At 70.2% G+C, this 22,623-nt stretch carries 15 protein-coding genes and 1 pseudogene; 2 read left to right on the forward strand and 14 right to left on the reverse strand.

Features of this window, described 5'->3' with window-relative positions; translation table 11 throughout:
• Positions 1-438 precede the first annotated feature (438 nt).
• On the forward strand, positions 439-2,301 hold the full coding sequence (locus OG730_RS40500; protein ID WP_327308990.1) for an ABC transporter ATP-binding protein: 1,863 nt from the start codon (positions 439-441) through the stop codon (positions 2,299-2,301).
• A 186-nt stretch (positions 2,302-2,487) separates the two neighbouring features.
• On the opposite strand, the pseudogene OG730_RS40505 reads toward OG730_RS40500, so the two are convergent.
• From OG730_RS40505 to OG730_RS40545, 9 genes and pseudogenes are all read right to left on the reverse strand, one after another.
• Positions 2,488-3,638: pseudogene (locus OG730_RS40505) on the reverse strand (Gfo/Idh/MocA family protein).
• Between the two features lie 36 nt (positions 3,639-3,674).
• Positions 3,675-4,655, reverse strand: a complete 981-nt coding sequence (locus OG730_RS40510; RefSeq protein WP_327308991.1) for an ROK family protein — start codon at positions 4,653-4,655, stop codon at positions 3,675-3,677.
• 145 nt (positions 4,656-4,800) lie between these two features.
• The gene (locus OG730_RS40515; protein ID WP_327308992.1) at positions 4,801-5,652 is read right to left on the reverse strand and encodes a heparin lyase I family protein; all 852 of its coding nucleotides are present in this window, start codon (positions 5,650-5,652) and stop codon (positions 4,801-4,803) included.
• Between the two features lie 2 nt (positions 5,653-5,654).
• Positions 5,655-7,682: an outer membrane protein assembly factor BamB family protein gene (locus tag OG730_RS40520; RefSeq protein ID WP_327308993.1), complete on the reverse strand. Its 2,028-nt coding sequence runs from the start codon at positions 7,680-7,682 to the stop codon at positions 5,655-5,657.
• Between the two features lie 120 nt (positions 7,683-7,802).
• Complete coding sequence (locus OG730_RS40525) at positions 7,803-8,816, reverse strand: hydroxyacid dehydrogenase (RefSeq protein WP_327308994.1); 1,014 nt, start codon at positions 8,814-8,816, stop codon at positions 7,803-7,805.
• Positions 8,817-8,840: 24 nt separating this feature from the next.
• On the reverse strand, positions 8,841-9,803 hold the full coding sequence (locus OG730_RS40530) for a carbohydrate ABC transporter permease (RefSeq protein WP_442815161.1): 963 nt from the start codon (positions 9,801-9,803) through the stop codon (positions 8,841-8,843).
• A complete protein-coding gene (locus OG730_RS40535) occupies positions 9,800-10,696 on the reverse strand; it encodes a carbohydrate ABC transporter permease (RefSeq protein WP_327308996.1) in 897 nt (298 codons plus the stop codon). The genes OG730_RS40530 and OG730_RS40535 overlap by 4 nt, the downstream gene beginning before the upstream one ends.
• A gap of 100 nt (positions 10,697-10,796) precedes the next feature.
• A complete protein-coding gene (locus tag OG730_RS40540; protein WP_327308998.1) occupies positions 10,797-12,104 on the reverse strand; it encodes an ABC transporter substrate-binding protein in 1,308 nt (435 codons plus the stop codon).
• 134 nt (positions 12,105-12,238) lie between these two features.
• Complete coding sequence (locus OG730_RS40545) at positions 12,239-13,321, reverse strand: substrate-binding domain-containing protein (RefSeq protein WP_327308999.1); 1,083 nt, start codon at positions 13,319-13,321, stop codon at positions 12,239-12,241.
• Positions 13,322-14,362: 1,041 nt separating this feature from the next.
• On the opposite strand from OG730_RS40545, the gene OG730_RS40550 reads away from it, so the two are divergent.
• Positions 14,363-17,011 (forward strand): RICIN domain-containing protein, encoded by a 2,649-nt coding sequence (locus OG730_RS40550; RefSeq protein WP_442815162.1) that lies wholly within the window; start codon positions 14,363-14,365, stop codon positions 17,009-17,011.
• Between the two features lie 67 nt (positions 17,012-17,078).
• On the opposite strand, the gene OG730_RS40555 is transcribed toward OG730_RS40550, so the two are convergent.
• The 5 genes from OG730_RS40555 to mmsA form a co-directional block, all read right to left on the reverse strand.
• Positions 17,079-17,888 (reverse strand): hypothetical protein, encoded by an 810-nt coding sequence (locus OG730_RS40555; RefSeq protein WP_327309000.1) that lies wholly within the window; start codon positions 17,886-17,888, stop codon positions 17,079-17,081.
• Positions 17,885-18,418 carry a SigE family RNA polymerase sigma factor gene (locus tag OG730_RS40560; RefSeq protein WP_327309001.1) on the reverse strand — a complete coding sequence of 178 codons (534 nt, stop codon included), beginning with the start codon at positions 18,416-18,418 and terminating at the stop codon, positions 17,885-17,887. Before OG730_RS40560 ends, OG730_RS40555 begins: the two co-directional genes overlap by 4 nt.
• A 129-nt stretch (positions 18,419-18,547) precedes the next feature.
• The gene (locus tag OG730_RS40565) at positions 18,548-19,516 is read right to left on the reverse strand and encodes an expansin EXLX1 family cellulose-binding protein (protein ID WP_327309002.1); all 969 of its coding nucleotides are present in this window, start codon (positions 19,514-19,516) and stop codon (positions 18,548-18,550) included.
• Between the two features lie 242 nt (positions 19,517-19,758).
• Positions 19,759-20,994, reverse strand: coding sequence for a multiple monosaccharide ABC transporter permease (mmsB, locus tag OG730_RS40570; protein WP_327309003.1), 1,236 nt, complete (start codon positions 20,992-20,994; stop codon positions 19,759-19,761).
• A gap of 3 nt (positions 20,995-20,997) precedes the next feature.
• Complete coding sequence (gene mmsA / locus OG730_RS40575) at positions 20,998-22,545, reverse strand: multiple monosaccharide ABC transporter ATP-binding protein (protein WP_327309004.1); 1,548 nt, start codon at positions 22,543-22,545, stop codon at positions 20,998-21,000.
• Between the last annotated feature and the right edge of the window lie 78 nt (positions 22,546-22,623).

The following is a 22,623-nucleotide window of genomic DNA, read 5'->3' on the forward strand; positions in this document are numbered from 1 at the left end:
TCCCGCACCACGCCACGGCCGGGCCGTCTTGCACACGGACGGCCGGGCGGTCACCCCGGCTTGTTCTCACCTCTTCGGGGTCAGCCGGTCCTGCCCTCGGTCATCGGCCGCTACCGGGAACTGGTGAACGCAGATACGGCAGCCCCTTCTGTCTACCTGCTGGGGCGCTGGAGAGCCTCCGCTCAGCGCTCACCACACTTGGACGTCACCACGAAGCCGTGGCACCAGCCCGTGAGGCCGCCGAGATCCGCGCTCAACAGGTACGCGAAGCTGCTGAGATATTTGAACCGGACCTCGCCAGGGCACTGACTAGCCTCCGCATCCGCCTGGCGGGCCGGATGCGGGGCGGTTGGCACCCCTACGGAAAACGCTTGGACGGCGCGGACGGCATCGCGGGAGACTGTGATCTCCGTAAGCAAGTGACTACGTAGGGTGGCCATGAAAGCGTCTCCAGCACGAGGGGGTCCCCAAGGCAGAGGGCCGGTGGTCCTCGCACTCCGCTACTACGGGCGGGAGTTGGCGCGGCTGCGGTGGCTGACCGCGCCCGCCATGCTGATGCCCGCCCTGGGCAACATCGGCATCAACTACATCGCCCCGCTGGTCGTCGCGAAGCTGGTCGGGCGCATCGCGGGCGGCGCCGGGCTCGGCCTCGGCGCCTGCCTCCCGTACGTCCTGGGCTTCGCCGGTGTCCTGCTGCTCTCGGAAGCGGCGTGGCGCCTCGGCCTGCACTGCCTGAACCGGCTCGACGCCCTCGGCATCGAGCGGCTGTACATCGTGGGCATGGACGAGCTGTTCGCGAAGGACGCCGCGTTCTTCCACGACAACTTCGCCGGGTCGCTGACCAAGCGGGTGCTGAGCTTCGCCTCCCGCTTCGAGGAGTTCGTCGACGCGCTGACCTTCTCGGTCGTGGGCCGGTTCGTACCGCTGCTGTTCGGGTCGGTGGTGCTCTGGCACTACGAACCGCTGCTCGTCGTGGCGCTGCTGGCGATGATCGTGGTGACGGGGGTGTGCGTACTGCCCCTCATCCGGCGCCGCCAGGCGCTCGTCGCCCGGCGCGAGGAGGCGATCGCCCGGGTGTCGGGGCACGTCTCCGACAGTCTGATGAACATGGACACGGTCCGCGCGTTCGCCGCGGAGGAGCGCGAGGCGGCCGAGCACCGGTCCCGGGTCGCGCAGTCGCGCGCGCTCACGCTGCGGTCGTGGGACTACGGCAACCTGCGCATCGACACCCTGGTCGCACCCATGTCCGTCGTGACCAACGCGCTGGGCCTGCTGATCGCCGTCACGATCGCCGGGAGCGGCGGCGGGGGCGCGGGCGGAAGCGGGCACGGGGTGGAGGCGGTCGTGGTCGCGTTCACCTACTTCTCCAACGCCACCCGGATCATGTTCGAGTTCAACCAGATCTACCGCCGCCTGGAGAGCTCGATGACGGAGGCCGCGCAGTTCACGCAGCTGCTGCTGACGCCGGCGACCGTGCTCGACCCGCCCTCGCCCGAGCCGGTGCCGGAGCCGGACCGGGCCGGCGAGGTGCGCTTCGAGAAGGTGGGCTTCGCCCACGCGGGCGCCGAGCCGCTGTTCGAGGGGCTCGACCTGGACGTGCCCAGCGGGGCGAAGATCGGGCTGGTGGGCCGCTCCGGTGGCGGCAAGACCACACTCACCCGGCTGCTGCTGCGGATGACGGACATCGACGCGGGCCGGATCCTGATCGGAGGCCGCGACATCAGCAGGCTGCGCCAGCGCGATCTGCGCGACCTGATGGCGTACGTCCCGCAGGACCCTGCGATGTTCCACCGCACCCTGCGGGAGAACATCGCGTTCGCCCGGCCCGGTGCCACCGAGGCCGAGATCCGGCGCGCGGCCGAGGCGGCGCACGTCACGGAGTTCGCCGACGCGCTGCCCGACGGCCTCGACACGATGGTCGGCGAGCGCGGGGTCAAGCTGTCGGGCGGACAGCGCCAGCGGGTCGCACTGGCACGGGCGATCCTGCGCGACGCGCCGATCCTGCTGCTGGACGAGGCGACCAGCGCCCTGGACTCCGAGAGTGAGGTCCTCGTACAGGAGGCTCTGTGGCGTCTCATGGAGGGGCGCACCGCCCTCGTGGTCGCGCACCGGCTGAGCACGGTGGCCCACATGGACCGGCTCGTCGTCCTCGACCGCGGCCGCATCGTCGAACAGGGCACGCACCACGAGCTGCTGGCCTGCGAGGGCACGTACGCGAAGCTGTGGCAGCACCAGTCGGGCGGATTCCTCGACGAGAGCCCCGCACCCCCCTCACCGCGTCAGGGGGATTCCCGGCGGTAGGCGGCGATCAGGGCGAGGTCGTTGGCGGTGGTGAGGATGTCAGCGGGGTTCGCGGTCGGGGTGACGGTGCGTGGTTGCGGCGAAGGCAGAGGCGAGGGCCGTCGGGCGCCTCGGAGGCGACGGGGGTGCGAAGGCGGTGGGTGCGAAGGCGGTGGGGGCCGCCGGGGAGACGCAGGACGACCGTCATCAGATCTCCAGTGCGGGGACGTCGAGACGGCGGCCTTCGCGGGCGGAGCGCAGGCCGAGTTCGGCGAGCTGGACGCCCTTGGCGCCCTCCAGCAGGTCCCAGCGGTACTCGGATCCGGTCACCACGTGCTTCAGGAAGAGCTCCCACTGGATCTTGAATCCGTTGTCGAAATCGCCGTTGTCCGGAACCTGCCGCCACTGGTCACGGAAGGACTCGGTCACCGGCAGGTCCGGGTTCCATACCGGCTTCGGTGTCAGGGAGCGGTGCTGGACACGGCAGTTGCGCAGACCTGCCACGGCGCTGCCCTCGGTGCCGTCCACCTGGAACTCCACCAGCTCGTCCCGGTCGACCCGTACGGCCCAGGAGGAGTTGATCTGGGCCGTGATGCCGCCCTCCAGCTCGAAGACGCCGTAGGCGGCGTCGTCAGCGGTCGCCGCGTAGGTCCGGCCCTGCTCGTCGACCCGCTCGGGGATGTGGGTCGCGGTGTGCGCGTACACGGAGCGGACCTCGCCGAACAGGCCGTCGAGCACGTACCGCCAGTGCGGGAACATGTCGAGGATCATGCCGCCGCCGTCCTCGGCCCGGTAGTTCCATGACGGTCGCTGGGCCGTCTGCCAGTCGCCCTCGAAGACCCAGTAGCCGAACTCGCCCCGCACGGAGAGGATCCGTCCGAAGAAGCCACTGTCGATGAGCCGCTTGAGCTTCAGCAGACCGGGCAAGAACAGCTTGTCCTGCACCGCTCCGTTGCACACGCCGGCCTCGCGTGCCAGCCGGGCCAATTCCAGTGCTGCGTCCAGGGATTCAGCGGTCGGCTTCTCGGTGTAGATGTGCTTGCCGGCCGCGATCGCGGTCCGGATCGCCTTTTCCCGCGCCGGGGTGACCTGGGCGTCGAAGTAGATCTCGGCGAGCGGATGGGCCAGGGCGTCGTCCAGGTGCGTGGTCCAGTGCTCCAGGCCGTGCCGGTTGGCCAGTTCCTTCAGCTTGCGGTCACTGCGGCCGACAAGGATCGGCTCGGGCCAGATGACGGTTCCGTCGTCCAGGGTGAGACCGCCCTGTTCGCGGATGGCCAGCACGGAGCGGACCAGGTGCTGGCGGTAGCCATGCGACCGGTCACGCCGTTCATCACGATGCCTATGACTTCGCGGGTCATCCTCATGTCTCCTTCTGGGTTGATGTGCAATGGCGTTCAGGGGACCCGTGCCGGGTCAGGCGGCTTCTGCGGCACAGGGCACGGCAGTCGGGCGGCCGCCGCGGCGAGCAGGTCCCGGGCGAGCAGCCCCGCGCCCAGGCACCCGGCGGCGTCTCCGAGAGCCGCCGGGACGATCTCGGGCAGCTTCTGGAACCTGACACGTTCCGCCACCGCCGCGCGCAGGGGTGTGAACAAGGTGTCGCCCGCCTCGGCGAGGCCGCCGCCGATGATCAAGGTGTGGGGATCCAGGACCGTGTGCGCGGTGACCAGGCCGTCGGCGAGGGCGGCTACCGCCGCCTGCCACACCCCGGTCGCTGCCTCGTCGCACGCCTCGACGGCCTTGGCACAGTCGGCCGCGTCGGCGGCGGGGTCGCCGCTCGCAGCGGCCCAAGCACGACCGACCGCGGCGGCGGAGGCCAGCGCCTCCAGGCAGCCGCGCCCGCCGCAACCGCACACGGGGCCGCCGGGGCGTACGACGATGTGGCCGATCTCGCCGGCGCAGCCGTGGGCACCGGGCTCGATGCCGTCGTCGATGCCGATGGCGCCGGCGATGCCGGTGCCGAGCGACACGAACAGGAACCGGCCGGTCCCGCGACCGGCCCCGATCCGGCCCTCCGCGAGGCCGCCGGTGCGGACGTCGTGCCCGAGCGCGACGGGGATACCGCCGAGCCTGCGGCTCAGCAGCTCCCGCATCGGGACGTCGCGCCAGCCGAGGTTGGCAGCGTGGACGGCGATGCCCTGCTCCGCGGCGACGACGCCGGGCACGGCGACGCCCGCGGCCTCCGCGGCCGCGCCGAAGTGCTTGTGCCCGTGGGCACGCAGATCCTCCGCGAACCCGAGGATCGACTGCACGACGGCGTCGGGCCCGCGCTCGCGCCCGGTGGCCCGCCGGGCCTCGTACAACAGCGCCCCGTCGAGCCCGACCAGAGCCGCTTTCATTCCGGTACCGCCCACATCGAGGGCGATGACATGTCTCATTGGGAACACTCTCACGCGTGACACGGAGGTTCAGCCCACTGCTACGACCTGGGCGAAGGCCGTCGGGGGGCGCCCCGGCCGCCAGCCGTCGCCGGCCGGCGACGGCTGGCGGCCGGGGCACCGCCCCTTCAGGGACGGTCAGGACTCATCCCTGGGAGAGATCCAGGACGCGGATGTCGTCGTGATAGACGACGCGCGTCGGTACGTCTCCCTTCGCGAGCGTCTGGTCGGGCCGGTAGAGGCCCCACTTGAGATAGCCGAACTCCGCCGGGTTCACGGGGTGGAAGGTCTTCACGTTCGCGTACGTCTGCCGCAGCGTGTAATCCGGTTCGCCGGGCATCTTGGTGGAGACCTTGTAGTAGCCGGTACTGTCGTCCGTCCAGCTCACGTCCACGCGGAAACGCATCCACTTGCCGAGGTGCGGGCGGAAGTCGTTGACCACGGTGGACTGAAGGTTGAGGGTCGGCGACCGGAAGGCGATGCTGTTCCGCTTGGTCATGAGGTAGAAGGACGGCAGGTTTCCGCCGGCGTGCTTCCCCTGGAAGATGATGTCGCCGGCTTCCGACTCCCCGGACTCCCACGTCTCCCAGTCCTTCAACATGACGCTGAACTCGTACCGCTGTTCGTCGCCCACGACGAACTTCCCCTCGGGGACGTCGTTCGTGGCGCTCTCGCTGCGCGGGGCTCCGTCGGAGACGTAACCGGGGTCGCCCAGGGTCACCTGGTGCGCGACGGCGTGGTCGGCCCCCGAGTCGACGACGTATGACGCGTCGGCCGCGGTCGCATGCGTCGTGGTCAGGTTCGGAATGCCTGAATTCAGCCGGCCGTTCGCGTATTCGATGTCCAGCAGGGGCGCGGAGACGCCACTGCTGCCGCACGAGGCCTCCGAGGCCCGGCTCCCGCTGTCCTGACCCGCTTGGGCGGTGGCCACGCATGCGATGGTGAGCGCCCCCGCCGCCGCGGCGGCGATGACGGACCTCTTCGTCGACTTCTTCATGGTCAGCTCACCGGCTTGTCTTCGATACGGACGAGGTTGTGGCCGCGCATCGTGTAGAGCAGGCCGCGGCCGTCGGCGTTGACGTGCGGGCCGCTGTACCAGGCGCCGTTGATCTCGGGGACGACGGTGCTGACGGCGAACGTCTTGGGGTCGAAACGGAAGAGCGTGGTGTCGGAGACGCCGTAGACGATTCCTCGGCTGGTGACCATGGCCGCGAAGCCGGGGCAGAGGGAGCGGTGGTCGGCAGTGTGGATCACCCGGCGGATCGGGACGTCGACGACGAAGAAGCCGCCCTTCCGCGTGAGTCCGTACAGGTGCTTGCCGTGCACTGCCAGCGCGGCCACTCCCGTGGTCAGCGACGCGGGGAGGTCCAGGCGCCACAGTTCCTTCCCGGCAACCGGGTCGAAGGCGACGATCGAGCCACGAGGCCCCTGCGCGGTGGGGTTGTCGCCGCCGAGGTACGCGACTCCCTCACGGGTGGTGACCGCACGCACCAGTTGGATGTCGTCGACCGGGTTGATGTAGGCGGCCTTCTTGCCGGTCTTCGGGGAGTACGTCCACAGGGAGCCGCCGCCCTCGGTGTCGGACTGCACGCCGACCAGCAGGAGTTCGTTGACCGTGTCGTAGCAGACGTCGAGCGGACGGTTCTGCTCGCTCGGGAAGGCCGCGAGCTGGCGGGGCTGCTTATCGGCTGTGGGGTCGTACGTCCACATGCCCTGCGAGCTGTACTGACCGGTGTAGAGCACCCCGTTCAGCACCTCCGCGTCCTTCGCCTCACCGGGTGCGCGGAGGTTGACCACCTTGCCGCTGCGCAGGTCGTGACGGGCGATGCCGTTGTTGCCGCCCACGTAGACGAACCGGTGGTCGGCGGCGATTCCCATCGTGGTCTGCGGAGTGACGGGTGCGCCCGCCTGGCCGAGATCGGTGACGACGGACGTACCGGCGGCCACGTCGATCTCCGCCACGAAGCCGTAGCCCGAGACGACGGTCAGTGTGCCGTCGACGTGGTCCAGGCCCCAGATCTCGCCGAGGTCGCCGTCGAACTCGACGGGGGCGACGACCTTCGTGGCCGTCGCGTAGGAGTGCAGGCCCGCATCGGTGGCGAAGTAGATCAGGTCGCCGTTCGCGGTCAGGTTCTTGACCACGCTGCCGCCGGTGGGCGTCACGGTGTACGAGGAGAGGTCGGCGAGGTCCATGACGGCGAGCTTGGCGGGCTCGGTCGATCCCGAGGTACTGACGACGAGCCGGTCGCCGACCACGAGGAGGTCGCGCAGGCTGGGATCCTTCTCCATCTCCGGGGGCGTGACGTTGCTGAAGGTGCGCGCCGCCCGGTCGTACGCGTACAGCGACGCCTTGCTTGCCCCGTCCCCGCCGGCCAGGACGCTGCCGGCGCCGAAGAAGACGGTCGTGTCGGTGGCGGCGACGGCCCTGGCCAGGGTGGCCTTGGGGTCAGGTATGCCGAGGTTGGTCACCTTTCCGGTGGCCGGGTCGTACATCCACAGCGCGGGCGCCTTCCCAGGGATCCCGCCGACCGCGTACACGGTGCCGTCCGGGGCGACGGCGAGGTCGCGGATGTCGCGGTCCTCGGTGCGGCCGACGCCCACGGCGGGCTTGTCCGGCGTGGTCAGGTCCCAGCGGAAGAGGTTCGGCTTGCCTTCGTCACCCTTGGTCAGGATGCCCGCGTACAGGTAGCGGCCGGTGGGATCCGCGGCGAGCGCCTGAATCGAGTGGCCCACGCCGAGGACGGTCCGGGACACCACCTCGCGGGTCGGCAGGTGGAAGGCGATCACCTGCGTCGGGGAGAGGTTACGAGAGCCGATGTAGACCGTGTCGCCGACCTGGACCGCGCTCATGAGCGCGAACTGCTCGATGCCGGGGCCGAGATCGGTGATGCGGGTACAGGGTCCGCTGGCCGTGGGAGTGTCCTGGGCCTGGGCCGGTGCGGTGAGCAGCGGGCCCGCTGCTGCGGCGAGCCCGAGGGCGCCGCCTGCCGTGAGCAGCTGACGCCTGCCCATCGAAGAGCCTTGCATGGGGGGACTCCTTGGTTCGTTGTGCGGGGACATAGAGCGGGGAGGAACAAGAGCCGCGGTGGGATGCTCACGGCAGGGACCGGCCGGCCCCGGGTGGGGGGGAACTCCGGGACCGGCCGGTCAGGCCGACGTCGCGAGGGCCGCGTGGTACACGGCGTGGGCGAACGGTTCTCCGGAGCAGTAGCGCTGGACCTCGTCGACGGCGCTGCTGGTGATCCGGTGGAGTTCGCCGCCGAGCGAGCCGGCGATATGGGGGGTGAGGAGGACATTGGGCAGGGAGTAGAGCGGTGAGCTGGCGGGGAGCACCTCAGGTTCGGTGACGTCGATGACCGCGCGGATGCGACCGGTCACGGCTTCGGCCGTGAGGGCCTCGGTGTCGACGAGGGATCCGCGTGCCGTGTTGATCAGCGTGGCGCCGTCGCGCATCAGTGACAGCCTGCGCGCGTCCAGCAGATGGTGGGTCTCCGGCAGCGCCGGGGCGTGCAGCGAGACGACGTCCGAGCCGGCGACGAGTTCGTCGAGGCCGACGTGCCGGGCACCCAGTTCCGCGGCCTGCGCGGCGTCGACGTGAGGGTCGGCGAGGAGCAGGTCGAGATCGTAGGGCCGCAGCAGTTCGAGGACCTTGCGGCCCACGAGGGACGCGCCGACCAGGCCCACGGTCCGGCGGTAGTTGCCGAACCCGGGGAAGTGCTGGGACCAGTCGAGGGCGGCACGGTGGTCGCGGTAGACGCCCGCGATGTCCAGGACCCGCTTGTTGGCGAAGAGGACCGCTGCGACCGTGTACTCGGCGACGGGCACGGCGTTGGCGCCGGCGGCCGAGGAGACCACCAGTCCGCGGTCCCAACAGGCTTGTGTCACATGGTGCTTGACGCTGCCCGCCGCGTGGACGACCGCCTTCAGCGCCGGTGCCCGTGCCAGGACCTCCTCGTCGAGGACGGGGCATCCCCAGGAGGTGATCAGGATCTCCACGTCCTTCAGGGCCGGTTCCCCGGCGAGGTCCTCGGCGACGTGGTCCGGGTCGATGTCGACGTACGCCGTCAGACGTTGGATGTCGGCCGGTGCGAACAGCGCGTCCCGGTGCCGTCGGCCCATGGCGAACAGGGCCCGGGGACGGGTGGTCGGGGTGGGGCGCATGGGTGAATTCCTCACGGTGTCGGCCTACTTGACGGCGCCGGCGGTCATGCCGGACTTCCAGAACCGCTGGAGCATCAGGAAGACGGCGATGAGCGGGGCCACGGCCACCAGGGAGCCGACGACGGCGAGCAGGTAGTCCTCGGGATGGCCCTGGTTGAGCGCGGAGGAGTACCAGACGTACAGGCCGAGGTTGACCGGGTAGAGGTCCTGGTCGGAGAGCATCACCAGGGGCAGGAAGAAGCTGTTCCAGATCTGGGTGAACTGGAAGAGGAAGATGGTCACGAAGCCGGGCGCGATCATCGGGAACGCGATGCGACAGAAGGTCCGGAACTCTCCGGCCCCGTCCATCCGCGCCGCTTCCAGTACCTCGTCCGGTACGTAGGAGGCGCTGAAGACCCGGGCCAGGTACACGCCGAAGGGGAAGACCAGTCCTGGGATGAACACGCCCCAGAACGTGTTCACCAGTCCGGCCTTGGAGGCGAGCAGGTAAAGCGGTATCGCCATCGCCGTGCCGGGGACCATCACGCCGAGCAGCACGAGCGAGAACAGGCGCTCCTTGCCGGGAAAGGCGAGTTTGTCGAACGCGTAGCCGGCGGCGACGCTGAACACCGATGCCAAGAGGGCCCCCACACCGGCGTACAGCACCGTGTTGATCAGCCAGCGCACGTAGATGCCGTCGTCGGCCGCGAACAGGTGGCCCAGGTTGTCGGCGAGGTGGGTCTCGTCGCCGAGCGCGAACCCGTTCGTTCCGAAGAGGTCCTCGCGGCTCTTGGTGGAGGAAAGCATCAGCCAGGTCAGCGGCAGCAGGGTGTAGAGCGTGGCGAGGCCGAGGAGAGCGGTGACGCCGGCCTTGGAGAGCAGCACCGACGGAGACTTCGGGGCGCGCCGTTGCCGGCGGGGGCGCGGGGCCGGACCGGTCACATGCGTCGTCTCTGGGGCCGTCGCAGACGCCGGTGCGGCGGGGGGAAGTACGGAGGAGGAGGTCACGGCTTGCTCCCGCGGCGTGAGATACGGGTGACGGCGAACGACAGCACGGCGGCGAACAGTGCGATCAGCAGCGAAGCGGCTGCCGCCAGGCCGAAGTCGTTGTTCTGGAAGGCGGCCGTCTGGACGTACATGTTGGGGGTCCAACTGCTGCCGATCGCGCTGGACGCGTTGTAGATGACCTTCGGCTCGGTGAAGAGCTGGATCGAGCCGATGACGGTGAACAGGACGGCGAGGGCCACCGCGGGGTAGATCATCGGGACCTTGATGGACAGCGCCGTCCGCACGGCGCCGGCGCCGTCGATCTTCGCCGCCTCCAGGGTCTCGCGGGGCACGGCCTGCAGGGCGGCGTAGAAGATGACCATGTTGTAGCCCGTCCACTCCCAGACGGCGATGTTGGCCGCCGAGAACACGGCGTTGTCGACCGACAGGAAGTTGATGTCGATGCCGCCGGATTCGAGGAGGTCGATCACCGGGCTCAGGCCGGGTGTGTAGAGGTACACCCAGATCAGTGCGGCGATCAGTCCCGGCACCGCGTGCGGCAGGAACAGCGCCAGCTGGAAGAACGACCGTGCCTTGGCCAGACCCGAGTCGAGCAGCAGGGCCAGGACCAGCGATCCGCCGATCATCACGGGGATGTAGATCGCGCAGTACGCGGCGATGACGAGGAATCCGTCGCGGAAGGCCTCGTCTGACAGCGCGCGGGCGTAGTTCCCCCACCCGGTGAAGACGTTTTCGGTGCCGCCGAACCCAAGGCCGGAGGTGCGGGTGGTGAACAGGCTCAGCCATGCCGCGTAGAACAGCGGGGCGAGAGTGACGGCCGCGAACAGGCCGAGGAACGGGGTGAGGAGCAGTGCGGCGGTCCGGCGCTGACCTCGGGCGGATGGGCTTGCCATACCGGCCTTCCTTGGGTGGGGCGGGGGAGAGCGGGTGCGGGAGGGAGCCGGGGGGCCGGCCCGCCAAGCGGGCGGGGCCGGCCCTCCGGGCTACGGGCTCCTACGGGGCGGCGACCTTCAGGCCGCGCTGCTCCATCTGCGTGATCGTGGCCTTCTCGGCGGTGGAGAGGACATCGGGCAGGCTCGCCGAGCCGTCGGCGACCTTCGGGAGCTGGTCCACGATGGCCGTGTTGGTCGCGCCCATGACCGGGCCCCACGTCCAGCCGGGCCGGATGGCGTTGTAGGACTGCGACATGAGGGCGTAGATGTCCTGCCCGCCGAAGTAGTCCGTTGTGAAAGCCGCCTTCGTGACCGGCACGAGACGCGGATCCGCGGGGAACATGCTGCTGGTTCCGGACGACACCCAGGCCTTCATGCCCTCGGGGTCGGTGGTGATCCACTTGATGAACTCGGCGGCGGCCCCACTGTTGTCGGACCCCTTCGGGATCGCGAAGGACGAACCTCCGAACATGCCCGAGGCCGGCGCTCCGTCCCACGTCGGGACGGGGGCCACGGCCCACTTGCCCTTCTGGTCGGGGACCGTTGCCTGGAGGGCTCCGGCGCACCAGCTGGCGCAGACGTAGGCGACGGTCCGGCCCTTCTGGACGCTCGTCCAGAAGGGGTCCAGCTGGCTCAGCGAGTGGACAAGGCCCGTGCGGGCGAGGTCGCCCCAGTAGGCGGCGACCTTCTTCGACGGATCGTCGTCGACGGTGACCTTCCAGGAATCCTTCTCGGTCGCGAACCACTTGCCGCCGGCCTGCCAGGAGAGAGCCTCCAAGACCCCGGGGTTGTCGGTGTACATGACACCGCCGCGGGCGGCCGGGTCGGCCTTCTTCACCTGCTCGGTCATGTTCCGGTACGCGTCCCAGGTCGTGGGAACGCCCATCTTGTGCTGGTCGAAGAAGTCCTTGCGGTACATCATCATCAAGGGCGCCGCGTCACGCGGAACGGCCCAGGTTTTGCCGCCGAGGTTGACCAGCTGTCGCGCCGCCTCGGGGAAGCCGGCCTTCACCTCCGCGCCGAGGAGGCCGCTCAGGTCTTCGACCTTCCCCTGGGCCGCGAACTCCGGGAGGTGGGGGTACTCCACCACCGCGACGTCCGGCGCGGTGCCGGCCTTCACGGCGTTGGTGAGCTTGGAGTAGTACTCCTGGCCCGACGGAACCGTCTCGAAGGTCACCTTGATGTCCGGGTGGCTGCTGTTGAAAGCAGCAGCCACCTTGTCGGAACCCTTGACGAAGGACCAGAAGGTGACCTCTCCGGTCTTCTTGGCCGGGGAAGCCCCCTGGTCCGTCCCGCCACCGCAGGCGGTGGCGAGCAGGGCGAGCGCTGTGACGGAGCCGGCCAGAACGGCCGTGGATCTGCGAAGCATGATGTGCACCGATCGTTCACGGGGGCGTTGACCGAAATCATTCGCCAGTAAGTGAGCTTCGTCAATGCTTCGAGCTTCATTTGATGAGAAACGAAAGCAAGTGATGCGATGTGGCGCCTACTCGTGCCCCCGCTCTAGGCGTGCCGGCCCGGTTTGGAGAAGGCTCCGCTGGAGTCCCGTACGCGCAGCTCCGGGCGGAGCAGCAGCTCGGCCAGGGGTGAGGCGGGATCGGCGATTCGCCGCCGCATCAGATCGACCGCCCATGCCCCCACGGCCCTCTTCGGTGGTGCCACGGCCGTGAGTGGCACATTGCTCAGCTCGGCGACCTCGTCGTCGTACGTCACGATGGCCAGATCCTCCGGAACGCGCAGGTCGCGTGCCTGAAGGAGGCCGACCAGGGTGACGGCATCGAGATCGTTGTGGACCAAGGCGGCCCGTACGTCACCTGCCTCGACCGCCCGCACGAGCTCCTCGAACCACTCGGTCGACGCCGGTCCGTCGGTCGGATCGACGCGGTATTCCGGGCCGGCCGTCAGCCCCAAGGCCTGGCAGGCCATCGCGTAACCCTCGCGGATCAAAGGCGTGTTGGGGCTCTCCGTCCTGGCGACCAGGGCGATCCGCTCGTGCCCCAGCTCGGCGAGGTGCCGGACCGCCAGGCCCGCGCCATGGGCGTGGTCGGACGCGACCTGTTCCAGCCGCCCGGCGTGGGCCCCGGCCCGGCGGTCCACGAGAACGACCGGGATGTCGAGGCCGGCCAGCCACTGTTCGGTCCCCGCGGGCTCGAGTCCGGCACGCGGCATCAAGAGCAGGCCGTCGACGCCCGCTGCGACGAGCCGTCGCACCTGCTCCCGGTTGTCCGTCAGTGTCTCACCGGAAACCGCGAGCACGATGCGCACTCCGTGCGTGCGCGCCGCATCCTGCACACCTCGGATGATCTCCGGGTAGTAGTAGTCCCCGGGCGGAACGATCAGTCCGAAGGCGTCCCCCCGACTCACCGGCCGGGTGGCAGGTCGGGACGTGTCGGCCGCCTGTGCCGCGGCGGGTGACATTGCGCCGCCGTGCACACGAACGACCAGCCCCCGGCCGGCCAAGTCCCGCACGTCTTGGCGCACGGTGACGGCGGAGACCCCGATCTCCTCCGCCACCTCTTTCACCTTGATCGCTCCTCGGCGCTCCACGATGCGCAGCAGCGCCTCACGCCGCTCTTCAGCCAGCACTCACGAGCCCCTCTCATCGCGAGCGAAGCCATGTGCTTTCACTCGACAAACGAAAGGTATCAACGAAGCCGCGGCGTGAGTCGCTCCGTGCTCGCGGAGTTGCCGCACCGGCGGGTCCTCCTCCCGGGCGCCGGAGGTCCTTCGGGGCCCGGCCCGCACGTGCGCCAGGGCTTGGACCGGAGAGCTCCGGCCCCGGTGCACGCGCCGGGGGGCGCCGAACCACTGCCGCGTCGTGGATGCCTGCGGGGCGTGCCGCACCTGCGCAGCGGCGTCTTGTGGTGGGCCCTCGGTCACACTTCGGAGTCGTACGCGGCCCCGCCTTCCGAGCGCACCTCTCCGGCGCCCTCCGCTGGGCAGCGAGCCACCGGTGACCTGACGCGTGGGACTCATCCTCGACCGGGGGCTGCATGCTCTTGCCGGGTCCGCGTCGGGCTCATTCGCCGCTGATGACCCGGCCGGCGAGTTCGGGTCGACCGTCGCAGGTCGCTACCCAGCCCGCCCGGGCCTCACCTCACCCCCGTCAGGTACGTCGCCAGGACCCTCCAGGGAAGTGGTCGGCGTGCCCGCCACCTCGGTCCGCACCTGTTCGGTGATGCGGTAGACGTCGCTGGCGATGCGGCGGCTGCCGAGGGTGGGGAGGATGTGGGTCTCGAGGAGGGACTCCAGGGTGCGGAGGGGCTACGACGGCGCTCCGATTCCTGCGCCGGGCTTGCGGCCGGGACGCGGCCTGGCCGGCCCTGATCCGGTACCTCGACGGGGAGCTGGCCCACCACCCGCGCAGCGCGCTACCTCACCGCGCGCGGCAGCCGACCGCACCGTCCGGATCCGTGACCGGCTCGCCCCCGGCGATGTGTTCATCGACGGAAGATCGCCCTGACCTGCCGTCGGTTCGGCGGACGGCAACCTTTTGCGGAGCTGCGGCGACTGACGGGCGACCCGAAGACGATCACACCCACGGATCGTCCGATCACACCGCCGCATGCCGCTGCGCACCGCTGACCAGAGCCGGTGTGCGAGGCAGGCTCGGAGCGAGGAGCCCCCATGAACGAGACGGATCCCACCGCGCACGGTCGCGGTCGGCGCACGCGCGCGGCCGGTGGCGCGCGACGTACGCGTGGACGCCACCGCCGGCGCTGGACGACGATGGGTCTGGCGCTGGGCGTGCCCGGTGTCCTCGGCCCCTACCTGCTGTTCGTGCAGGCCGACTCGGAGGCCGCGACGTTGGATTCCGACGCCTATTACGAGGTGGTGTCCGTACGCAGCGACAAGGTGCTGGACGTGCCCGGCGCGGACACGTCGGACGGCGCCTGGACTCGGCAGCAGAGCCGCGTGGCCGGCGCCGCGAGTCAGCAGTGGCGGCTGAGGCCGACGGGGGACGGCTACTACGAGCTGGAGAACCGCAGCAGCAAGAAGATCCTCGGTGTGCGGGGTGCTTCCATGCAGTCGGCGGCGGCCATCGAGCAGCAGTCCGGCCACGGCGAGGCCGCGCAGCAGTGGAAGATCGAGAAGGCCGGCGGTGCGGCGGTGAAGATCGTCTCGCGGAGCAGCGGCATGGTGCTGGACGTGTGGGGCGGCTCCAGCGGTGACGGTGTGCCGCTCGTCCAGTACGCGGACCAGGGCGGCACCAACCAGCGGTGGAAGCTGGTGAAGGCGGGCGGCTCGGGCAGGTACACCTGGCACAACGCGCAGATCGTCGGTGGCGGTTTCGTCACCGGGCTGGTCTTCAACCCCGCCCGCAAGGACTTGCTGTACGCACGGACCGACATCGGCGGCGCCTACCGCTGGGACGCGACCGCCGCCCGCTGGACCTCCTTGACCGACTGGATCGGCGGAGCCGACTGGAACCTGCTGGGGATGGAGAGCCTGGCGACCGACCCGGTCGACCCGAACCGCCTGTACCTCGCGAGCGGCACCTACACCAACGACTGGGCGGGCAACGGCGCGATCCTGCGCTCCACCGACCAGGGCAGGACGTTCCAGCGCACCGACCTGCCGTTCAAACTGGGCGGCAACGAGGACGGCCGGTCCATGGGCGAGCGGCTGGTGGTGGACCCGTCCGACCACGGCACGCTCTACCTGGGTACCCGCAAGAACGGGCTCTGGCGCAGCACTGACTACGGCGTGACGTGGAGCCAGGTCGGCAGCTTCCCCGTGAAGGACGGTGCGAGCAGCGGCGTCGGCCTCTCGTTCGTGACCTTCGGCCCGTCCGGCAGCAGGACGATCTACGTCGGGGTGGCCGACAAGACCACCTCGCTGTACCGCTCCACCGACGGCGGCAGCACCTGGCAGGCCGTGCCCGGTCAGCCGAAGGGGCAGCTGCCGCAGCACGGTGTGCTGTCCGGCGACGGCTCGCTGTACCTGACGTACACCGACGCGCCGGGCCCGAACGGCGTGACGGCCGGGTCAGTGTGGAAGCACACGCCGTCCACCGGGGGCTGGAAGAACATCTCGCCGTCCAGTGGCGGTTACGGGTTCGCCGGCCTGGCGGTCGATCCGCAGCGCCCGTCCACGGTGATGGTCACCACGCTGGACCGCTGGTGGCCCTCGGACGAGATCTACCGGTCGGCCGACGGCGGCGCGTCCTGGAAGGCGCTCGGCGCGACCTCGGTCCGGGACAGCTCCGCCGCGCCGTACGTGGGCACCGGTATCGGTCACTGGATGGGCGCCCTGGCCATCGACCCCTTCGATTCCGGGCACGTGCTGTACGGCACGGGATCGGGGATGTGGGGCAGCCGCGACGTGACCGCGGCGGACAGCGGGCGGGCGACGCACTGGACCATCCCGGCGAAGGGGTTGGAGGAGACCGCGACGCTCGGGCTGATCAAGCCCCCCGGTCTTCCCCTGGTCAGTGCGCTCGGCGATGTCAGCGGCTTCCGGCACGAGGACCTCACCAAGGTGCCCGCCAAGGCGCTGTCCGGGCCGCTGTTCACCAACACCACGGGTATCGACTTCGCCCAGTCGAAGCCGCGGTTCATGGTGCGGGTCGGTCTCGGTGGCGAGCAGCACGGCGCCTACTCGGCCGACGGCGGCGTCGGCTGGGTACCGTTCGCCGCGCCGCCGGTGCGCGATGCGGGCGGCGGATCCGTGGCCGTCTCGGCTGACGGCGCCGCCATGGTGTGGACCCCCGCGGGCCAGGCTCCCTTCCGTTCGGGCAGCCGTGGCTCGGCCTGGACAGCGGTCTCCGGTCTGCCCAAGGACACGGCCGTCGTGGCCGACCGGTCGGCGGCGAACACCTTCTACGCCCTCAGCGGCGGAACCTTGTACGCCAGCACGGACGGCGGTAAGCACTTCACCGCCCGGGCCACCGGTCTGGTCGGCGGGCAGCTCAAGACGGTTCCGGGCATCGCAGGGGACCTGTGGATCGCCGGCGGGGGCAACGGACTCCTGCACTCCACCAACGGGGGGAAGAGCTTCCGCACGCTCGGCGGCGTGGAGCAGGCGAGCGGCGTCGGCTTCGGCAAACCGGCCCCGGGCGCCCGGTACCAGGCGCTGTACCTCAGCGGGAAGGTGAAGGGCGTCACCGGGCTGTTCCGTTCGACCGACGGCGGCGCGGTCTGGGTCCGGATCAACGACGACCAGCACCAGTTCGGCGGGATCGCCGTCAACGTCATCAGCGGCGACCCCGACGTGTACGGGCGGGTCTACCTCGGCGCCTACGGCCGTGGCGTGGTGTACGGCGACCTGTCCTGATGCTCCGGGCCCGTGGGCGGGCGGCGGTCCGCGCCGTCCACCCACGGGCCGGCGAAGCGGCACGGCCTCATCGTGCCGGGGTGAAGCCGCCCCGGACCGAGAGGGCGCCGCGGGGACCGTCGGCGTCGACGCGGTAGCCGTCGTGCTCGACCTCGCGTGCGCCGGCGGCGTGGTTGTACTGGCCGGCGAAGACATGCTGTCCGGCCGGTACCGTGCGGCCCGGCTTGAGAATCCAGCGGTAGACCACTGCTCCGCCCTCGTTCCGCACGGTGACGGTGAAATCCTCGGCGGGCAGCGTCCGCCAGTTGCCGGTGTTCCGCACCCCGCCGGTCTGCGTGATGCGCAGTTCCACGGTGAGTGCGGTGAGCGGTTGGGTGGACTTCAGGGTGATGTTGCTCTGCGCCCAGAAGCTGTTGCCGTTCGTGCCCAAGGAGCCGGCCGACGACAGAGGCCCGTCCTGGACGTGCGCGTCGCCCGGCCGGGCCGAGCCCAGGGCGCCTGATGGCGAAGGGCTGGGGCCCGTCGGGGACGAACGGTCCGGCGTGGCCGGCCGGCCGGTGGCGGGCGCCGACGGTGTCGGCCGGGGAGTCCCGGACGGCGCGGACGGCACGGAGGGAGCGACGGGGGTGGCCGAGACATCCGCCGGGGCCGGCGGCGACTGGACGATGGCGGCGACGGCGAAGCCGCCGACCGCCAGAGTGCCGGCCGCGGCCAGGGAAGCGAGTGCGATCCTGGGCCAGGGCCTCGCGCCCGAAGACTCGGGGTGGCGGACGGGGGCACCGGAGATGCCGCGTTCCACGCGTGCCAGGATCCGGGCACGGTCGGGCTGGTGGGCCTCGGCGGCCGCGCGCAGCCGCCTGGCGAGTTCCTCGTTCAACGGCTCCTCCTCCCCGCCAGCAGTTCCCCGGCTGCTCCTGTGCTGCCCAGCATCCGTTCCAGCTCGGCCATTCCCTTCGAGGTCTGGCTCTTCACCGTACCGACCGATATTCCGAGCGCCAGAGCGGTGTCCTTCTCGGACAGGTCGAAGGCATGCCGCAGGACCACGCACGACCGCTTCCGGAACGGCAACCGGGCGAGAGCGGTCCGCACGTCCACCACGCCGGCCACGTCCGGACCGTACAACGGCTCCGCACCGCGGGACCAGAACAGGGCGATCCGGCGGCGCTCGCGCACCGTGCTGCGGATCCGCGACCGTGCCAGGTTGGCGACCACGCCACGGGCGTAGGCGAGCGGGTACTCGGCCTGGCGCAGCCGGTCCCAGCGCTGCCACAGCGCGAGCAGGGCGTCCGCGGCCAGATCGTCGGCGCCGTCCGCCTCGCCCGTCAGGAGACGGGCGAACCGGGCGAGTTCGGCGTAGTGGCGTTCGAAGAAGTCGTGGAACTCCGCGGACGCGTCATCGAGGACCATGTCCGTTGGTCGTCCCCTCCGCAAAATGTGTGCGCTAACATCCGGGCGGCAGCGTACCAGTGCCCGGTTGGCCGGGGCGCGCCGATGCGGCGTGCCCCGGCTCCGCCACCCCGCCGCCGCGGTGAGGTCTCAGTGCGCGGCGAACTGGACCCTGGTCGGTTGTGCGACGTTCGGCAGCAGCGCGGTCCCGTCGACCGTCAACTGCTCTCCGTAGATGTCGGTGATCCTTATCGCGCCGCCGCACCCACCGCCGTCGGCGGAGAGGAAGTAGTTGTAGTCGGTACGGGGCAGCTTCCGCCAGCCCTGGCTGGTGCGTACCTCCAGCCGTGCGACCGGATTCCGGTGGTCGATCACCTGGATGCCGCACCAATAAGCGCTGGACCCGGTCTTGTACCGGAGGGAGAGGGTGTCGGACGTGCGGGGGCTCACCAGGCTCCAGGTGATCGGGATGCGGCCGACCTTGAGCTCGGCCAGTTTCGCGAAGGCCTGTTCGCTGAGGTCCAGTTGTCCGGGCGCGCAGGGGAGCGGGCATTCGTTGGTGATCCGGACCGTGATCGAGGCGCCGTTCGCGGCGCGGACGCGCACGTACGCGCCACAGGCCCTGGACGACTCGTAGTCGGTGGTGTTCATCGCCGCGATCATGAGGTCGTCGCTCGGGCCGAACAGGCAGGCGCCGTTGCCGTCGGCGGCGGCGTAGGCGGTGGCGACGCCCTTGTAGGAGGTATCCGGCCGGATGCGTCCTGCCGACGGTGCCGGGGTGGATGCCGCCGGTGGGGTCTTCTTCGCCGCGGGCGGGGGCGCCGCCGCGGTGGTTGCTGTGGCGGTCGCGCTCGGGGTCGCCGCGGCAGGCGAGCCGGCCGCCGGGGGTGCCGGGCTCGTCGGGGCCGGGGGAGTGGCTCCCATACGGGTGGCGGCGGGGGCGGCCACGCCGGCCCCCGCGCGGGCCCCGGCCCCGGCCCCGGCCCTGGCTTCGGGGCCGGGGAGCATGGCCGTCACCAGGCAGAAGAGGACGCCCGCGGCGGTCAGTATCACCGCCGTACCGAGCATCAGCCTGTGTCTGCGCCTGCGCTGCCGCGCGGCCTGCCGTGCAGTGTGCATGTCCGTCCGTTCGAAGATCCGAGTCGAGGTGCACTGCCTGGTCGCCGCAGGACGCGAAAAGGTTGCCGACGGTGGGAAGCAGGCGCGCGGCGGGCCCTTCAGAGCGGCCGGGCAGCGGTGTCCCGCACCTTTCCGCTCACTGGATGAGCAGGGTCTCCAACCGCCCCGCGGAGGGACAGGCATGACGACCGGAGCGATCCTCCCCGAGCGGGCGCACGGCGCCGCGCCGGGGAGGGGCGGGGTCAGCCTCCGGCCTTGCGCTTGTTGTAGACGTCGAAGCCGACGGCCGCCAGAAGTACCAGGCCCTTGATCACCTGCTGGTAGTCCGTGCCCACGCCGACCAGCGACATGCCGTTGTTCAGCACGCCCAGCACCAGACCGCCGATGATGGCGCCGAGGACGGTGCCCACACCGCCGCTCGCGGAGGCGCCGCCGATGAAGGCGGCGGCGATCGCCTCCAGCTCGAAGTTGATGCCGGCCTGCGGCGTACCGGCGTTGAGCCGCGCGGCGAACACCATCCCGGCCAGGGCCGCGAGGACGCCCATGTTCACGAAGGCCAGGAAGACGACCCGCTTGCTCTTCACCCCGGACAGCCTCGCCGCCGCCTCGTTTCCGCCGATGGCGTAGGTGTGCCGGCCGAGGATCGAGTTGCGCATCGCGTATCCGAAGCCGACCAGCAGGACGCCGAGGATCAGCAGGACGATCGGCACCCCGTGGTAGCTGGCCAGCAGCAGTGTGAAGGCCACCACGGCCGCGGTGATCGCGCCGAGCTTCACCAGGAACAGACCGGCCGGGAGCGGTTCCAGCCCGTACGAGGCGGCCCGCCGCCGTCCGCGCACCTCCTGCAGGATCGCGACGGCCAGCACCACGAGGCCCAGCAGCAGGGTGAGGTTGTGGTAGTTGGTGTGGGGGCCGACCGCGGGAAGGAAGCCGCTGCTGATGTTCTGGAAGCCCTTGGGGAACGGCGCCACCGACTGACCCTGCAGGAGGATCTGGGTCCCACCGCGGAACAGCAGCATGCCGGCCAGCGTGACGATGAACGAGGGGATCCCGAGATAGGCGATCCAGAAGCCCTGCCAGGCTCCGGCGAGAGCCCCGATCAGCAGCGCGGCCACCAGCGCCACGGGCCACGGCGCGTGGTGTTTGACCATCATCACCGCCGCGGCCGCCCCGACGAAGGCGGCGAGCGACCCGACCGACAGGTCGATGTGCCCGGCGATGATGACGATCATCATGCCGATGGCCAGGATGAGGATGTAGCCGTTCTGCTGGATCAGGTTGGTGATGTTGAGCGGCTGGAGCAGGATGCCGTCCGTCCAGAACTGGAACAGCAGCACGATCAGCGCCAGCGCGAGCAGCATCCCGTACTGGCGCAGGTTGCCGCGCAGCGCTCGGGCCAGTACGGCACCGGCTGACGGTCGTTGGCCGCGCAGCGGTGTGCGGGGCGTGGTGTCCGGGGTGGTCTTGGTCTGGGCCATGCCTCACACCTGCTTGTCGGGGTATGCCGCGCTCGTGGTCATGAGCCGCATGAGGGATTCCTGGGTGGCTTCCGCGCGGTTGACCTCACCGGTGATCCGGCCTTCGGCCATGGTGTAGATCCGGTCGCACAGGCCCAGGAGTTCGGGAAGTTCGGAGGAGATGACGAGCACCGTCTTGCCCTGGTCGGCGAGTTCGGCGATGACGGTGTAGATCTCCGCCTTGGCACCGACGTCGATGCCCCGGGTGGGTTCGTCGAGTATCAGCACGCCCGGCTCGGCGAAGATCCATTTGCTGAGGACGACCTTCTGCTGGTTGCCACCGCTGAGTTTGCCGGTCTCCGCGAACACCGAGGGGGCCTTGATGTTCATGCTCCGGCGGAACGATTCGGCGATCCGCGCCTCCTCGTGCCGGTCGACCCAGCCCCGCCGGGCGACCTTGCCCAGGGCGCTCAGCGAGATGTTCCGGCTGATGTCGTCGCCCAGGTTGAGGCCGAGCTGCTTGCGGTCCTCGGTCACGTACGCGATGCCGTGCCCGATCGCCTCCGGCACCGTGCGGGTGCGGATCTCCCGGCCGTCCAGCCGCACCCGGCCGCCGGTCCACCGCCCGTACGAGCGGCCGAAGACGCTCATGGCCAGTTCGGTGCGGCCGGCTCCCATGAGGCCGGCGATGCCGACGATCTCGCCTCGACGGACGTGGAGCGAGGCGCCGTCGACCACCTTGCGCCGGTGGTCGATCGGGTGCTGGACGCTCCAGTCCTCGATCTCGAAGACGACCTCGCCGATCTCGGGGGCGCGCTCGGGGTAGCGGTGTTCCAGGTCGCGGCCGACCATGCCGCGGATGATCCGCTCCTCGGAGATGCCCTCGGGGCCGATCGCGATGGTCTCGATGGTCCGTCCGTCGCGCAGGATGGTGACGGCATCGGCGACCCGGGCGATCTCGTTCAGTTTGTGCGAGATGAGGACGCAGGAGATGCCCTGTGCCTTGAGTTCGAGGATCAGGTCGAGCAGCTTGCGGCTGTCCTCGTCGTTCAGGGCGGCCGTCGGCTCGTCCAGGATGAGCAGCTTCACCTTCTTGGCGAGCGCCTTGGCGATCTCGACCAACTGCTGTTTGCCCACGCCGAGATCGGCGATCCTGGTGTGCGGGCTCTCGTCGAGTCCGACCTGCCGGATCAGTGCGGCGGCGTGGGTCAGCGTCTTGTGCCAGCTGATGACGCCCCGGGTGGCGTGCTCGTTGCCGAGAAAGATGTTCTCGGCGATGGACAGGTAGGGCACCAGCGCGAGTTCCTGGTGGATGATCACGATGCCGCGCTGCTCGCTGGCCCGGATGTCCCGGAACCGGCAGGGCTCGCCCTCGAAGTAGATCTCGCCCTGGTAGCCGCCGTGGGGGTGGACCCCGCTGAGCACCTTCATCAGCGTGGACTTGCCGGCGCCGTTCTCGCCGCAGATGGCGTGCACCTCACCGGCGGCGACGGTCAGGTTGACCTCGGAGAGGGCCTTTACACCGGGAAAGGTCTTGCTGATCGACCGCATCTCGAGAACGGGTCGGGCCATGGTTGTGCATCCGTATCGTCGGGGCGGTGCGGCGCCGGGCGGTCCCGCGGGCGTCGCACCGCCGTTTCTTCGTCGCCG

The organism is Streptomyces sp. NBC_01298, assembly GCF_035978755.1.
Classification (GTDB): domain Bacteria; phylum Actinomycetota; class Actinomycetes; order Streptomycetales; family Streptomycetaceae; genus Streptomyces.